The sequence below is a fragment of the Promicromonospora kroppenstedtii genome (genome assembly GCF_044389675.1).
Lineage (GTDB): Bacteria > Actinomycetota > Actinomycetes > Actinomycetales > Cellulomonadaceae > Promicromonospora > Promicromonospora kroppenstedtii.
This window is the reverse complement of record NZ_JBIRYI010000026.1, coordinates 1-15,561: the sequence shown is the minus strand read 5'-3', so window position 1 is coordinate 15,561 and position 15,561 is coordinate 1. Positions and strand designations below refer to the sequence as shown.

12 protein-coding genes and 1 pseudogene are annotated in these 15,561 nt (G+C 74.2%); 7 read left to right on the top strand and 6 right to left on the bottom strand.

The genetic code is table 11. The features are described from left to right. Window positions 1-84 precede the first annotated feature (84 nt). Together ACH47X_RS26345 and ACH47X_RS26340 are read left to right on the top strand one after the other, a co-directional pair. The gene (locus ACH47X_RS26345; RefSeq protein ID WP_397408330.1) at window positions 85-864 is read left to right on the top strand and encodes a helix-turn-helix domain-containing protein; all 780 of its coding nucleotides are present in this window, start codon (window positions 85-87) and stop codon (window positions 862-864) included. Further along, complete coding sequence (locus ACH47X_RS26340) at window positions 861-1,556, top strand: GOLPH3/VPS74 family protein (protein WP_397408328.1); 696 nt, start codon at window positions 861-863, stop codon at window positions 1,554-1,556. The genes ACH47X_RS26345 and ACH47X_RS26340 overlap by 4 nt, the downstream gene beginning before the upstream one ends. A 1-nt stretch (window position 1,557) precedes the next feature. Here ACH47X_RS26340 and ACH47X_RS26335 read toward each other — a convergent pair whose 3' ends face one another. From ACH47X_RS26335 to ACH47X_RS26325, 3 genes are read right to left on the bottom strand one after another with little or no spacing between them, the layout of a single operon-like run. Then, a complete protein-coding gene (locus ACH47X_RS26335) occupies window positions 1,558-3,915 on the bottom strand; it encodes a beta-galactosidase (RefSeq protein WP_397408326.1) in 2,358 nt (785 codons plus the stop codon). After that, window positions 3,912-5,606, bottom strand: a complete 1,695-nt coding sequence (locus ACH47X_RS26330) for an acyltransferase (RefSeq protein WP_397408324.1) — start codon at window positions 5,604-5,606, stop codon at window positions 3,912-3,914. The genes ACH47X_RS26335 and ACH47X_RS26330 overlap by 4 nt, the downstream gene beginning before the upstream one ends. A gap of 15 nt (window positions 5,607-5,621) precedes the next feature. Further along, a complete protein-coding gene (locus ACH47X_RS26325) occupies window positions 5,622-6,215 on the bottom strand; it encodes a hypothetical protein (RefSeq protein ID WP_397408323.1) in 594 nt (197 codons plus the stop codon). Window positions 6,216-6,349: 134 nt separating this feature from the next. Between ACH47X_RS26325 and ACH47X_RS26320 the strand changes: the two genes are divergently transcribed. Then, window positions 6,350-6,559, top strand: a complete 210-nt coding sequence (locus ACH47X_RS26320; protein WP_397408321.1) for an EF-hand domain-containing protein — start codon at window positions 6,350-6,352, stop codon at window positions 6,557-6,559. Window positions 6,560-6,613: 54 nt separating this feature from the next. Here ACH47X_RS26320 and ACH47X_RS26315 read toward each other — a convergent pair whose 3' ends face one another. From ACH47X_RS26315 to ACH47X_RS26305, 3 genes are read right to left on the bottom strand one after another with little or no spacing between them, the layout of a single operon-like run. Next, window positions 6,614-7,522 carry a carbohydrate ABC transporter permease gene (locus tag ACH47X_RS26315; RefSeq protein WP_397408319.1) on the bottom strand — a complete coding sequence of 303 codons (909 nt, stop codon included), beginning with the start codon at window positions 7,520-7,522 and terminating at the stop codon, window positions 6,614-6,616. Beyond that, a complete protein-coding gene (locus ACH47X_RS26310; RefSeq protein WP_397408317.1) occupies window positions 7,519-8,445 on the bottom strand; it encodes a carbohydrate ABC transporter permease in 927 nt (308 codons plus the stop codon). The genes ACH47X_RS26315 and ACH47X_RS26310 overlap by 4 nt, the downstream gene beginning before the upstream one ends. A 13-nt stretch (window positions 8,446-8,458) precedes the next feature. Next, window positions 8,459-9,748, bottom strand: coding sequence for an ABC transporter substrate-binding protein (locus tag ACH47X_RS26305; RefSeq protein WP_397408315.1), 1,290 nt, complete (start codon window positions 9,746-9,748; stop codon window positions 8,459-8,461). 137 nt (window positions 9,749-9,885) lie between these two features. On the opposite strand from ACH47X_RS26305, the gene ACH47X_RS26300 reads away from it, so the two are divergent. From ACH47X_RS26300 to ACH47X_RS26285, 4 genes and pseudogenes are all read left to right on the top strand, one after another. Beyond that, a complete protein-coding gene (locus tag ACH47X_RS26300; protein WP_397408313.1) occupies window positions 9,886-11,016 on the top strand; it encodes an ROK family protein in 1,131 nt (376 codons plus the stop codon). Between the two features lie 103 nt (window positions 11,017-11,119). Continuing rightward, window positions 11,120-13,165 (top strand): beta-galactosidase, encoded by a 2,046-nt coding sequence (locus tag ACH47X_RS26295; protein ID WP_397408311.1) that lies wholly within the window; start codon window positions 11,120-11,122, stop codon window positions 13,163-13,165. After that, window positions 13,162-15,303 (top strand): alpha-galactosidase, encoded by a 2,142-nt coding sequence (locus ACH47X_RS26290; RefSeq protein ID WP_397408309.1) that lies wholly within the window; start codon window positions 13,162-13,164, stop codon window positions 15,301-15,303. The genes ACH47X_RS26295 and ACH47X_RS26290 overlap by 4 nt, the downstream gene beginning before the upstream one ends. Window positions 15,304-15,421: 118 nt before the next feature. After that, a pseudogene (locus ACH47X_RS26285) lies at window positions 15,422-15,561 on the top strand (ABC transporter ATP-binding protein); the annotation flags it as partial.

Sequence of the window (15,561 nt, the reverse complement as noted above, 5' to 3'; positions counted from 1 at the left end):
CCGGTGCACTTGACCGTGCCCCTGGGGCATGGTTTGAACTCTTGTCGGTCGGCGTTCCCGCCGGCGGACCGAGAGGAGCGAACCGTGGCCTGGAGCACTCGTCAGCTCGCGGAGATCGCGGGAACCACCGTCAAGGCCGTCCGGCACTACCACGAGATCGGCCTGCTGGACGAGCCCGCCCGCCGGTCCAACGGGTACAAGCAGTACGAGACGGCGCACCTGGTGCGGCTGCTGCAGATCAAGCGGCTGAGCGGCCTCGGCGTGCCGCTCGCGCAGATCGCCTCCATGGGCCGCGCCGACCAGGACCCTGACGAGGCGCTGCGCGTGCTCGACTCCGAGCTGGAGGCGACGATCACGCGGCTCCAGCGCGTGCGGGCCGAGCTCGCGGTGATCCTGCGGCACCGCGCCCCGGCGGACCTGCCCGCCGGGTTCAGCGCCGTCGCGGGCGAGCTGTCCGACGTCGACCGGTCGATGCTGATGATCTACGCCCAGGTGTTCGACGACGACGCCATGGACGCCCTGCGCACGATGATGCACGAGCAGCCGGCGACGGACACCGACGACGAGTTCCAGGCGCTGACCGCCGACGCCGACCTCACGACCAGGCAGGCGCTCGCCGAGCGCATCGCGCCCCTGCTGCGCGACCAGCTCACGGCGTATCCCGCGCTCGGCGAGGCCGAGTCGCACTCGCTGCACGGGCCCGGCCGGACGGAGAGCGCCATCGTCCCGGCGCTGCGCGAGCTGTACAACCCGGCCCAGCTCGAGGTGCTCTACCGCGCGCACCTGATCGTCACCGGAGAGACTGACGAACGACTCGAGGCCGGCACCCCGAGACCCGACCCCGACGGACGGACGACACGATGACCGCACCGACCACGCCCGAGACCCCGCTGATCGCCGAGGACCTCCTCCTGCTGCTGTTCGACCCCCGGTCGGGCACCATCGCCGGCGAGAACACGCTGTTCTACACGCTGGCCGGAGCGGTGCTCACCGAGCTCGCGCTGGACGGCAACGTCACCATCGACGGCAAGCCGGGCCTGACCGGCCCCAGGGTGAGCGCCGTGGCCGGCAGCCCGCCCGCCGACCCGCTGCTGCGCGAGCGCTGGGAGCCGCTGGTCGAGAAGCCGCGTGGCGCGCAGACGTTCCTCGCCGAGGTGGGCCCGCGGCTGCGCGAGCCGGTGCTGGACCGGCTCGTCGAGCGCGGCCACGTGGGCCGCGAGAAGCGCAAGGCGCTCGGGTTCATCCCCACCACCGCCCTGTCCGACGGCGGCACGCCGCGCCGGGCGGAGCTGGTCGCCGCCGTCCGCCCCGTGCTGGCCGACGGCGCCGAGCCCGACCCGCGCACGGCGGTGCTCGCGGCCCTGCTCTCGGCCAGCGGGAGCCTGCCGGTGCTGCACCGCGACATCCCGTGGTCGGGCGCCGTCCACACGCGCGGCAAGGAGCTGGAGCAGGGCGACTGGGGCGCGTCGGCCGCCGGCGAGGCGGTCACCCGCACTACGGTGGCGGTGGCCACCGCGAGCGCCGCCGTCGCCATCGCGGCCGTACAGAACAGCTGACTCAGCGCAGCGCCCGCGTCCGGACCACGCGCACCGACGCCGACCGCACCTCCAGCACCGGCGCCTCGCCCGCCGGCCGCACCCGCGGGTCGACGTGCACCCCGGCCGCGGGCGACCAGGCGAACGCGCGCAGCCACAGACCCTCCGCCGCGATCTGCTCGCGGTGCGGCGTGAGGTCGACGTCGAACGCGCGGCCCGACCAGAACTGGTCGGCGATCAGCGTCTCGCCCGCGTGAACGCGCATCGCGTCGCCGGTCCAGTCCAGGCGCAGCAGCACCCGCTCGGCGTCGGCGAAGACGTCGTCGGGCACGGGCACGCGGACGGGGGTGAGCGCCGCGAAGTCGGCGTCCGCCGGGGCGGACAGGCGGCCCGCGCTGCCGCCCGTGCGCACCGGCGCGACCACGGCGTCGAACCGGGGTGCGGGCAGCGGCCGGGTGACCTCCTCGCCCGGGACCGCGTACCGCGTGAAGCGGCTGCCCTCCCCTGGTACTGCGGCGGGGCCACCCGGCACGAGGCCGGGCAGCACGTCGATCGTCCGGTCGGCGGCGTCGGCCTCGACGCGGAACGAGTCCCCGTCGAACCAGCCGCTGCCGCGCCACAGCACGAGGCTCTCGCGCCCGCCGATCGTGCCCTTCCAGACGGCGTCGGCCAGGTCCGGCGGCAGGAACACCAGCGTGGTGCCGCCGACGACGACCTCGGCGGCCAGTCCCGGCGCCGCGTCCGGCGTCGCGATGACGAGCGCGCCCTCCTGGCGGGTCGTGGCGCCGCTGACGGCGGCGGCGGGCACGCCCTCGATCTGCAGCTCGACGTCGATGCCGTCGGTCGCCGCGAACAGGACCACGGGGCCGTCCGGGGTCTCCAGCGACGTGATCGGCTGCGCCGGGACGGTGAGCGCCGGGACCGTCCCGAACGGCTGGCGCAGCGGCCACGCCGCCGCGACGCCGGCCCGCAGCGTGCCGGGCGCGACCGGGACGGTCACGCGGTGGTCGCCGAGGTCGACGTCGAACCGGACCCCGTCGACGTCCGCCAGCGGCGCGGCGGCGGGCTGGTGGTTGTTGACGAAGAGGTAGCCGCGCTCGCCGTCGCCGCGGACGGACCAGCGCACGTCGTCCCCGGAGGCACCGCCGGGCGGCAGCACCACCGGGTAGGTCGCCAGGTCCGCACCGAACGCCTGGAGGAACAGGTGCTGGCGGCGCAGCGCGTGGAAGTGCGGGCGCTGCTGCCCCGCCGAGCCGAGCGGGGCCCAGAAGTCGTAGTCGCGCAGCGGCAGGTCGTTCGGGTAGCCGGTCGCGTGCGACTCCTGCGTCGTCGAGCGCTCCCCGAGCACCTGGGTGGACCCGTGGTAGAGGTAGTAGCCCTGCCACGCGGAGCCGCTGCCGAGCTTGGTCAGGGCGAGCGCCGCGACGTCGTCGGCGTCCACCAGCGGGCGCCGGTGGTAGGCGACCTGCATGCCGCCGCCCAGCTCACAGGTGGCGAACGGCCACGGGTCGGCGGCGCCGTCCGCGGCCGTGTCAGCAGCCCGGGCCGTGGCGGGGCCGTCGCGCAGGTCGGCGCCCACGGTGAGGTCGTCGCGCACGGTGCTGAACACGTAGTGCGTGGCGCCGAACTCGGGCCAACCGGTGCTGGACTCCTCCCAGAACCCGTCGGAGTAGCCCGCGTACACCGGCAGCACGCGGCCGGGCGGCAGCTCGGCGCCGCCCCACCCGGTCGCGAGCCACAGCGGCACACGCAGGCCGGCTTCCTCGGCGAGGTCGCGCAGGGTGGCGAGGTGCTCGGGCTGGTCGTAGAGCTCGTTGTCGACCTGGATGCCGACCACGGGGCCGCCGGGATGCATCAGGTCGCGCACCTGCTCCGCGATCGCCGTGTACCAGCCGCGCACGAGGTCCACGTAGGCGGGGTCGTTCGTGCGGTGCGCCACGGGCAGCGCCTGCAGCCAGTCCGGGAACCCGCCGTTGCGGGTCTCGCCGTGCGCCCACGGGCCGATGCGGAGCACGACGTCGAGGCCCACGCGGCCCGCCGTGCGCACGAACCGGCGCACGTCGCACGCGCCGTCCCAGCGCACGTGCCCGCGATCCTCCTCGTGCAGGATCCACAGCAGGTAGGTCGCCACGACGCCGACCCCGCCGGACCGCATCTTGCGCAGCTCGGTCTCCCACTGCTCCGGCTCGTCCCGGCTGAAGTGGTACTCGCCCATCACGGGGAACCAGGGCCGCCCGTCCCGCTCCACGTACCGGTCCGTGAGGCGGACGGCGCCCGCTGCGCCGGCGGGGTCACCCAGGTCCAGGGGCGCCGGCCGCACGGGCGGCGCCGCCAGGACGCGGACGTGACGGACGGCCGGCTGCGCGGGAAGGCCGCTCACGCGACCCGCACCAGCGGGTCCGGGTTGTGCACGCCCCGCGGCCGGTACCCGAGCGCGTCGGCGGCGCCGAGGTAGTCGGCCAGGTACCAGACGATGCTCAGCCACATCTCGGTGCCCTGGAGGCCGGGCACGCCGTCGGCGCCGTCGCCGCGCGGCGCGAAGGCGACGCCGGCACCGTCCGCCCAGCTTCGCAGCGCCTGGTCGAGCTGGGCGCGGGCCCAGGCCTCGCCCTCCGCGCGCCGGTGCGAGGTCTGTTTCGCCGCGAGCCACAGCGGGTGCACGATGTCGAGCACGTTGCAGGCGGTCCAGCCCTCCGGGGTGGCGAGCGCGGGGTCGGCCGCGTGCTCCAGCACGGTGTCGATCGCCGCCTCCGGGTAGGGCAGCGGCAGGCCGAGCTGAGCGTACGAGCCGCGCGTGAGGCGGTAGAAGCCGTTGACGGCCTGGAGCCAGCGCGACCCGGGCTGCGGCGCGCCCCACAGTCCCGTGGCCGGGTCCGCCTTGGCGGTCAGCCAGCCCAGGAGGCCGTAGAGCGGGCCGACGCCGCCGTCGGGCAGCTCGGCGGAGAAGTCGGCGATGTTCAGGGCGCACGCCGTGCCCAGGGAGTCGACGGCGGCGCCGCTCCCCCAGGCCTGGGCGCCCCAGTCGCGGGCGTCGAGGGCCGCGACCAGGTCGCGGTCAGCCAGCTCGTGGACGGCGCGGACCGGGTACGGCAGCCGCGCGCCGAGCAGCCGCACCGCGTAGCCGACGCTGAGCACGTGGTAGGCGGCGTCGCCGTCCGTGGCCGAGAGCGGCGCGGCCGTCCGGCCCGGCTCACCGAGCCCCTCGTCGGACAGGTCGCCCTCCGGGATCAGGCCCGTGGCCGGGTCCTGGCGTGCGGTGAGGCGACGGACCAGGTCCGCGGCGTCGAACCCGGGCGGCGGGGTGCCGAGCAGCAGGTCGGCCAGCTCGACGGCGTCCGCCCACGGGCGCACGGCCGGGGCGAGCGGGCCCGCAGCGGCGGCCGGGCGGTCCACGAACCGGCCGTCCTCGTAGCAGCGGGCCAGCAGGTCGGCAGCCTGCTCGCGGGCACGGTCGCCGAACGCGGCCAGGCGGTCGGCGAGGTCGGGGACGGTCCCGGCCTTGGTCTCGGCCCGGCGGTCCCGCAGCACGCGCGCGGGGTTGCCGGCCACCACGGCCCAGTCGGGCACGTCCTTCGTGACCACGGCGCCGGCCGCGACCACCACGTGGTCGCCCACGGTCACGCCGTCCAGGATCGTGGCGTTGGAGCCGATCCAGACGTCGTCGCCGATGGTGATGCCCTTGCTCCAGGTGCCCTGCCGGAACACCGGGCGGTCGTTGTCCATGCGGTGGTTGAAGCCGAGGATCGAGCTGTGCGCGCCGATGCGCACGCCGTCGCCCATCCGGATCTCGCCGCGGACCACGGCGAACGGGTTGACCGAGCAGTCCGCGCCGATCGTCAGGTCACCCGAGAGGTAGGCGAGGGCGGCGACGTAGCTGCGCTCACCGAGCACGAGCGAGTCACAGAACACCGCGGCGTTCGGTGCGACGAAGGCACCGGCGGCGATCTCGGCCCCGGCGCCGGTCAGCTCGCGCTGCCGGGCGGCCTGCGCCTCACCCTCCGGCGAGGCGGGGTCGTACTCCCAGGGGAGGAAGTCGATACGTCGGACGCCGTCAGCCGATGAGTGATGCACGCCGCAAGACTACGGCTACCGGCGCAGCCCGAGGCTGCGCAGCTCGAGGTCGGCGAGCCGGCGCACGACGGCGGGGTCGTCCTCGCGCCAGTCCCGCACGGGGTCGTCGGAGACCCTGGTCAGGGCGCGCAACGGCTGGTTCGTCAGGGCCCGCAGCGCCAGGAGCGCCGGGTCGGCGTCGAGCAGGCGGCGGCCGGCGCTCGCCCGTCGCACGAACCGGACCCGCAGCGGCACGTAGAGCACCGCGACCAGCAGCACCGGGAGCAGGAACACGGCGATCCCGGCGAGCAGCGCGACGTCGGCGACCGTCTCGGCCTGGGAGCGGCCCGCCGCCGCGAGGCTCTCCGCGGCGTCGGCGGCCCCGCTGAAGGGTGCGGCCAGGTCGTCGCCCACGCCCGGGATGCCACCGATCCGGCCCTCCACGTCGTGGAACCGGCCCGCCATCTCGCCGGCCGCGGACGCCGTCGCACGGCCCGGGGCGCCCAGCTCCATGGTCGCCGCCCAGACCTCGCGCCCGGCCCAGGCCCAGCCCGCGATCCAGGCGAGCAGCAGCAGGTCACCGAGCGCCTGCCGAGCGCCCCGTGCGGGGGCGGCCGCGTACAGCCTCATGCTCCGGTCCTCCGGTTCTCGACGGTCAGCACGCCGCACCGTACCGGACTTACCGCCCAGCAATTCCACAACCGATCAAACCGATATGTGGTTGCATACGGTTCGAATTGTTCCCGACTTTGCGAGGTATCAGCATGGCTGCCGACGACGAGCTCACCCGCACCTTCGTCGAGTTCGACTCCGACGGCGACGGCCGCATCACCGCGGACGAGTTCCGCCAGGCGATGGCCACCCGGGGCGAGGAGACCACCGACAAGGACCTCGACGAGATCTTCGGCAAGGCCGACCACGACCAGGACGGCCGGATCGACCTCGCCGAGTTCACGATCGCCTGGGACGCCTGAGCCCTCCCCCGCCGTCGGGCACCCGGGTACCGGGCGCCCGACGGCCGGCGTCCGCTAGCCCTTGAGCCCGCCCGAGACGAGGTCGAGGCGCCAGTAGCGCTGCAGGAACAGCACGAGTGCGAGCAGCGGGATGATCGAGACCGCCGCCCCCGTGATCGCCACCGAGTAGAGCGCCGGGGAGCTCGACCCCTTGGCCAGCAGCGTGAACAGCCCGACGGTGAGCGGGTAGCGGCTCTGGTCCGAGAGCATGATGTACGGCAGCAGGAAGTTGTTCCAGGTGCCGATGAACTGCAGCAGGAACACCGTGACCATGCCCGGCACCATGAGCGGCAGCACGATCCGTTGGAAGATCCGCCACTCGCCCGCGCCGTCGATCCGCGCGGCCTCCAGCGTCTCCTGCGGCACCGCCGACATCGCGTACACCCGTGACAGGTAGATGCCGAACGGGCTGACGACGGATGGCAGCAGCACCGACCAGTGCGTGCCGACGAGCCCGAGCTGGGACAGCAGCAGGTACTGCGGCACGGCCAGCACGATGCCCGGGATGAGCACGCCGGCCAGGATCGACAGGAACAGGAACGAGCGCCCCCGGAACTCGTACTTGGCCAGCCCGTACCCGGCCATCGTCGAGACGAGCACCGAGAGCAGCGACCCGACGCCGGAGTAGATCAGCGAGTTGAGGCACCACAGCAGGTACTGCCCGCCCTCGTAGGCGAACAGCGCCGTCAGGTTCTCCCCCAGCCCGGTGCCGGGAGCGAAGGTGAACGTGGTGAACAGCTCGCCGCGGGTCTTGGTCGACGCGACGTAGACCCAGAGCACGGGGACGAGGCAGTAGAACGCGCCCACGAGCAGCACGATCGTCGGCAGCACGCCCCAGCCGCCCCGGCGCGCCCGCGAGCGCGCCCGGTCGGACGGGCCCCGCACGGCCGACGCCGGAGCCGGGCGGGTGGTGGTGACGCTCATCGCTCGACCCCCATGCGCTTGCGGTTCACGATCCGCAGGATGACCACCGAGACCAGCACGGTGCCCACGGCGAGCACGGTCGACGCCGCGGCCGCCTGGGGCAGGTCGTCGGTGCCGAACGCGTCGCGGTAGATGGTCATCAGCGGCACCCACGTGTTGGAGATGGCACTCGTCATGGGCTGGAGCGTGGCGGGCTCGCTGTACAGCTGCAGCGTGCCGATCAGCGAGAACACACCGGTGAGCACGAGCGCCGGCACCACGAGCGGCACCTTGATCCGCAGCGCGATCTGCACCTCGCCGGCACCGTCGAGCCGCGCGGACTCGTAGATCTCGCCGGGGATGGACCGCAGCGAGGTGTAGATGATGATCATGTTGAACCCGACGCCGCCCCAGATCGCGATGTTCGCCAGCGAGCCGAACAGCCCGGGGCCGTCGAGGAAACCGATGGTGCCGAGGCCGAGCGCCCGCGTGACGTACGAGAACGGGCTGGTGCTCGGCAGGTACATGAAGCCCCACAGCAGGGCCGCGACGACGCCGGGTACCGCGTACGGGATGAAGATCGCCGTGCGGCCGAACCGCTTGAGGCGGGCCGCCGGCGTGTCCAGCACGAGGGCGAACAGGAGCGCCAGGCCGAGCGTGAGCGGCACGGCGATGATGCCGTAGACCGCGAGCCGGCCGAAGCCCGCCGCGAACTCCGGGTTGGTCAGCACCGCGACGTAGTTGTCGAGGCCGACGAACACCTCGGTCTTGCGCCCGAGCAGGGCGCCCTCGATGCGGTAGGCGCGCAGGCTCAGCCAGACGGCGTAGCCGACGGGCACGAGCATGAACGCGACGTACAGGATGACCGCGGGGGCGGTGAACAGGTAGGGCGCCACCTGCCGCCGTCGGGGACGGCGGCGCGCCGGTTGCAGGGTGGTGGACATCGCGGGCACCAGGTCAGCCGTCGCTCACAGCGAACCCGGTCTCCTTCATGTCGGCCACCACCGCGTCCTGCGTGGCGACGAACGCGTCGCGCCAGGGGGTGCCGTTGCGGATGGCCTTGCCCAGCTCGTCCTCGAACACCGACTTGGCGAGATTGACGTTCGGGCCCCAGGTCACCGGGACGGTCTGGGCGGAGATGTCGGCGGACACCGCGTAGAAGTCGTCCTGCTGCGGCATGAGGGTCGGCGGGTCGTTGCTCTCCGCCATCTCCTGCCCGAGGCTGGAGGCCGGGTACAGGCTCTGCTCGTCCAGGAGCAGCGTGTTGCCCTCCTCGGACGCGTTCAGCCACGTGGCGAACTTCGCCGCCTCCTCGGGGTGCTCGCTGTCCTTGGTGACCACGAGGGCGGAGCCGCCCTGGTACGCGACCGCGGTGTCACCCGGCGTCCACTGCGGCAGCGGCGCCATGGCCCAGCTCCCCGCGGTGTCGGGGGCCACGGACTCGATCACGCCCGGCGCCCACACCGCCGACGGCCACGAGAGCATGGTGCCCGCGTTGACCATCGCGTTGTACTCGGGCGTCAGCAGCGGCTCCGTCTGGATCAGCCCCTCGGTGGCCAGCTCCTCGAAGTAGTCCGCCACCTCCAGGGACGCCTCGTCGGCGATCCCGACCGACCACTCCTCGCCGTTGACGGACCACCACTGCCCGCCCGCCTGCGTGGCCACACCGGCGAAGAAGCCGAACTCGGTGGGCGGCAGGCTGGTGATGACGGAGTCCGGGTCGGCCTCCTTGACCGCGGCGGCGGCCTCGCGGAACTCCTCCCACGTGGTGGGCACCGGCACGCCGAGCTCCTCGAAGCGGTCCTCGCGGAACACCAGCGCCATCGGGCCCACGTCCTGCGGCACGCCGAACACGGCGCCGTCGAACGTCGTCTGCGCCCAGGTGCCCTCGGTGAACGCGTCCTGCACGTCACCCACGTAGTCGGTGATCTCCAGCGGCACGTCCGCCACGATGAGCGACGGCAGCGTCGTGTACTCCACGAGCGCCAGGTCGGGCGCGTTGCCCGCACGCGACGCCGTCAGCAGCTTCTGGGACGACTCGTCCCCGCCGCCCGCGTCCGACAGCTTCACCTGGATGTCCGGGTTCGCCGCGTTCCACTCGTCGACGACGGTCTTGCTGCCGGCCGGCCACGCCCAGTACTCCAGGGTGACGGGGCCCTCCGGGTCGGCGCTCGCGGCGCCGCAGCCGCTCAGGACGGCGAGGCTGGCGACCGTGGCCGCACCCGCCACGAGGGGTCTGATTCGCATCGGGATCTCCTTTGATCGGTACTCGTCGGCGGCCGGGCGCCGACTGGACCAGAGTCTGGCGGCGCGCCTACTCTTTGTCAATTGTTGAAACAAAGTCGGGGCGGATAGGATCCGAGCCCTCCAGAGACGAGGAAGCGATGTCACGAGGCTGGCCCGCACTCGGCGACGCCGAGCGCAACGCGCTGCGCGAGCTGCTCATCCACGGCCCGCTGCCCCGCGCGGAGATCGCGCGCCGGCTCGGCGTGTCCCGCGCGAGCCTGACCCGCGTCACCCGGGCGCTCATGGACCACGGCCTGGTCACCGAGGGCGAGGTCGAGCTGCGCGGCGCGACAGGGCGCCCGAGCGAGCTGCTCCTGGTGCGGCACGCGGCCCGGCACTTCCTGGGCGTCAAGCTCACCGGCGACGCCCTGTTCGCCGTCGTCACCGACCTCGGCGCCCGCATCGTGGCGAGCCACGAGGAGCCCATCCCCGTGCGGGACCCGGACGCCGTGATCGACCAGATCGTCGCCGTCCACGCCGGGTTCGCCGGGCGGTTCGGCTCGATCGTGGCCGGCGGGATCGCCCTGGCGGGCGACCTCGCCGTCGTCGACGGGCGTCAGGTGGTCACCGACTCGCCGTTCCTGGGCTGGAAGGACGTGCACCTGGCCGAACGACTCACCGAGCGGCTCGGCATCCCCACGGGCGCCGAGAACGACGTGCGAGCCCTGACGGCCACCGAGCACTGGTTCGGCGCCGGGGTGGGCTGCACCTCGCTGGCGCTGATCACCGTGGGCACCGGCGTCGGCTTCGGGTTCGTGGTCGACGACCGGGTGGTCACCGGCCACCACGGGCGCGCGGGGCGGCTCGACCACCTGCGCGTCGACTCGGCCGGACCCATCTGCGGGCAGGGGCACCGCGGCTGCGTGAGCGCGCTGCTGCCCAACCAGGCGATCGTCGACGCGCTGCGCATGCCCGGGCTCGACTTCGCGGGCGCCGTCGCGCTGGCGCGGGAGGGCCACGTGGCCGCCCGGCGCGCCTTCGCCGACGCCGGGCAGGCGCTCGGGGTGCTGGTCGGCACGGTGGCGAACGCGCTCGACCCGCAGAAGATCGTGCTCGCGGGCGACGGGCTCGTGGTCATGGAGCTCGCGGGCGACGAGGTGCGGGCCACGATCGACGAGGTGCGTTCGCCGGGCATCCCGCCGCTGGCGCTGGACGTCCAGCCGTTCCAGTTCGACGAGTGGGCGCGCGGCGGCGCCGTGGTGGGCATCCGGACGATGCTGCGGTTCTGAGGCCGCTGTTTGTTTCGCGTATTGACAAACAGGTGGGCGCTCGACAAGTCTGACGCACCGGGGGGCGCAACCGTCCCCGCACCGACATCGAAGGGGATGCCCTGTGGCCCGCCGTGCGACCGACCGACCCCACACCCGCCGCGACCTGCCCGCCTGGCCCACCGACGGCCTGAGCTACGGCGGCGACTACAACCCCGAGCAGTGGTCACCGGACGTGTGGCGCGAGGACGTGCGGCTGATGCAGGAGGCCGGCGTCAACATCGTCACCCTCGGCGTCTTCTCCTGGGGCCTGCTCGAACCGCGCGAGGGCGAGTACGACTGGGCCTGGTTCGACGAGATCATCGGGCTGCTGCACGACGCCGGCATCGCCGTCGACCTCGCCACCCCGACCGCGGCGCCGCCGAGCTGGCTGCTGCACGCGCACCCGGAGGTGCTGCCGGTCGACGCCCACGGCGAGCGGGAGGCCCCGGGCGGGCGGCTGGGCTGGTGCGCGAGCTCGCCCGTGTTCCGGGAGCACGCGCTGCGGATCACGACCGCGCTCGCCGAGCGCTACGGCGACCACCCCGCGGTGCGGCTGTGGCACGTGAGCAACGAGCTCGGCGGCGGCAACGGGCGGTGCTGGTGCGACGTGTCGGCGGCCCGGTTCCGCGAGTGGCTCCGCGCGCAGTACGGCACGGTCGAGGCGATCAACGCCGCGTGGGGCACGGCGTTCTGGGGGCACACCTTCGCCGACATCGAGCACATCGAGCCACCCCGGGGCGACAAGCACAAGGCCAACCCGGGGCTGTTCCTCGCCTTCGAGCGGTTCTCCTCCGACGAGCTGCTGGAGCACTACCTGGCCGAGGCGGAGGTGCTGCGCCGGCACAGCGCCGTGCCCGTCACCACCAACTTCATGGTGGGCTCCGGCGGGCACGTCGTGGACTACTCGGACTGGGCCGGGCACGTCGACGTCGTGGCCAACGACCACTACACGATCGTGGACGACCCGGTGCGCGAGCAGGACCTCGCGTTCGCGGCCGACCGGATGCGCGGGCTGACCCGGGCGCGCGAGCCGTGGCTGCTCATGGAGCACTCGACGGGGGCGCCGAGCTGGCAGCAGCGCAACCGCGCCAAGGCCCCGGGCGAGATCCTGCGCAACGCCCTGGCGCACGTGGCCCGCGGGTCGGACGGCGCGATGTTCTTCCAGTGGCGCGCCTCCACCGCGGGCACCGAGCAGTTCCACTCGGCGATGCTGCCCCACGCGGGCACCGAGAGCCGCGTGTGGCGCGAGGTCGTGGCGCTGGGGTCCGCGCTGCGCCGGCTCCGGGGCATCGCGGGTGCGCCCGTGGAGCCCGCGAAGGTCGCGCTCCTGGTCGACGAGGAGTCGGCGTGGGCGCTCCAGCAAGGGCTCAAGCCGCACCGCGCCCTGCGGTACGCCCGCGAGACCCGGCTCTGGCACCGGGTGTTCTGGCAGCGGCAGGTGCTGGTCGACGTGCTCCCCGTCGACGCCGACCTCGACGGCTACGACCTCGTGGTGCTGCCCACGCTGCTCGTGGTCTCGGACGCGCAGGCCGCGCGGGTCGACGCGTTCGTGCGCGCCGGGGGCACCGTGCTCGCCACCTACCTCTCCGGGATCGTCGACGAGACCAGCCGCGTGCGCGGCGGCGGCTACCCCGGTGCGTTCCGCAACCTGCTCGGGGTGACGACCGAGGAGTTCCGCCCGCTCCAGGCCGACGAGTCGGTGCTCCTGTCCGACGGCGGCCGGGTGACCGACTGGAGCGAGGACACGAACCTGCGCGGCGCCGAGGCCGTCGTCACCTACGCCGACGGAGACTCCGCCGGCCGGGCGGCGGTGACCCGCAACGCCGTCGGCGACGGTGCGGCCTGGTACGTCTCCGCGCAGCTCCCGCTCGACTCGGCCACGCGCGTCGCCGACCGGCTCATCGACGAGCTCGGGCTGCCCCGCGCCGTCGAGGCGGGGACCGGGATCGAGGCGGTCCGCCGGAACACCCCCGACGGCGACGTCCTGTTCCTGATCAACCACTCGGACGCCGACGAGACCGTGGCCGTGTCCGGCCGCTCGCTCCTCGACGACGACGCGACGTTCGACGGCACCGCGCTGGTGCCCGCCGGGCGCGTCGTCGTGCTGCGCGAGAGCGCCGCCGAGTGACGCCCGACGTGCACGTGCTGCGCGCGGCCGGCGTCGGCGTCGTCGTCGCGCTGCCCCAGGACGGCCTGCCGGAGGTGGTGCACTGGGGCCAGGACCTCGGCCCGCTCCACCCCGCCGACGCGCGGCGTCTGCTCCGGTCGGTCGCGCGCCCGGCGTCGCCGAGCGCGCTCGACGGGCCGTGGCCGCTCACGGTGCTGCCCGGCGAGCACGACGGCTGGGAGGGCCGCCCCGGCCTGGCCGGCCACGTGGGGCGCCGCGCCCTGCTGCCCCGCTGGCGCCGCACCGCCGCCGAGGCCGACGAGCGGCACCTGCGGGTCACCGCCGAGGCGGCCGGGCTGCGCGTCGTCGTCGACCTCGCCCTCGATCCGTCGGGGGTGCTCGCCGTGACGCACGAGCTGCACAACACGGGCGCCGAACCGGTGGACCTCGCGATCCTGGAGGCGACGCTGCCGGTCGGCGACCTGGCGACAGAGGTGCTGGACTTCTCCGGACGCTGGACGCGCGAGCGCACGCCGCAGCGCCGTCCGCTCGCGCAGGGCAGCCACGCGCGCGAGTCGCGCCGCGGCCGCACCGGGCACGACTCCCCGCTCGTCCTCGCGGTCGGCACCCCCGGGTTCGACGACGCCCGGGGCGAGCTGTGGGCCGTGCACCTCGCCTGGAGCGGCGACTCGGTGCACCGCGTCGACGCCCTGCCCGAGAGCCGCACCGTGCTCGGCGCGGGCCCGCTGCTGCGGCCCGGCGAGATCACCGTCGAGCCCGGCGCCGCGTTCCGCACCCCCGCCGCGCTGTTCGTGTGGAGCGACGCGGGGCTCGACGGCCTCGGGCACCGGTTCCACCGGTACGTGCGCGGCCGGCCGCACCACCCGCGCCGCCCCCGCCCCGTCACGCTGAACACCTGGGAGGCCGTCTACTTCGACCACGACCTCGGCAAGCTCACGCGGCTCGCCCGGGTCGCGGCCGACGTCGGCGTGGAGCGGTTCGTGCTCGACGACGGCTGGTTCCTGGGCCGCCGCGACGACTCCGCCGGCCTGGGCGACTGGCGCGTCGACCCGGGGCCGTGGCCGGACGGGCTGCACCCCCTGGTCGAGGTGGTCCGGGAGCGGGGCATGGAGTTCGGGCTGTGGCTCGAGCCCGAGATGGTCAGCCTGGACTCGGAGCTCGCCCGCGCGCACCCGGACTGGCTGCTGCAGCCGATCGGGAACGAGGTGCGCCCCTGGCGCAACCAGTACGTGCTCGACGTGTCGCGGGCCGACGTGTTCGACCACCTGCTGAAGGCAGTCTCCGCGCTCGTGACCGAGTACCGGCTCGACTACGTCAAGTGGGACCAGAACCGAGACCTCATCGAGGCGGTGACCGCCGGCCGCGCGAACGTGCACCGGCACACCGCGGCGGTCTACCGGCTGCTGGCCGCGCTCCGGGACCGGCACCCGGGCCTGGAGATCGAGGCGTGCGCGTCGGGCGGGGCCCGCGTGGACCTCGGCGTCCTGGAGCACACCGACCGGGTGTGGGCCTCGGACACGAACGACCCGGTCGAGCGCCTGGCCATCCAGCGCTGGACCGAGCTGCTGCTGCCCCCGGAGCTCGTCGGCACGCACGTGGGCCCGCCCGTGGCGCACACCACGAGGCGCGCCACGGGCCTGGACCTGCGGATCGCCGTGGCGCTGCTGGGCCACTTCGGCATCGAGTGGGACCTGACGGAGTGCGCCCCGGACGAGCTGGACCGGATCCGGGCGGGCGTCGCCGCCTACCGGCGGCTGCGGCCGCTGCTGCACTCGGGCGACGTGCACCACCCGCCGACCGGCGACGCCGGGACGAGCGCGACCGTGATCGTGGCACCGGACCGGAGCCGGGCCGTGGTGCGGGTGGCGCGTTCCGTGACGGGTGACCGGGCGCTGCCGGCGCTGCAGCGGGTGCCCGGGCTCGACCCCGGACGGCGCTATCGCGTCTCCCTGCCGCTACCCGGCCCGCTCCCCCGCGACGCCCCGCCGCTGTTCGACGCGTTGGCGGGCGCGGGGGCCGACGGCGCGGCGGCGGACACCGCCGTGGTGCCCGGCGCCGCGCTCGGCTCGGTCGGCCTGCGGCTGCCGCTGCTGCACGCGGCGCAGGCCGTCGTCCTGGAGCTCACGGCGCAGGACTGAAGCGCTGACCCTGAGGCGCCGCCCCGGGGGCGTACGACCCAGGTATGACCCTGGGGCAGACCAAGACCAGACCCCGGCCTGATGCCCCGGCACGCCACCGATCCGTAGCGTCTGCCGCATGGACAACACCGTGTACGCGCCTGGGTCGTCACCCGCAGTGCGCGCCCGTAACCTGACCAAGACGTACGGCAAGGGCGAGGCGATCGTGCGTGCTCTGGACGGCGTGGACGTGGACTTCGAGGAGGGTCGGTTCACCGC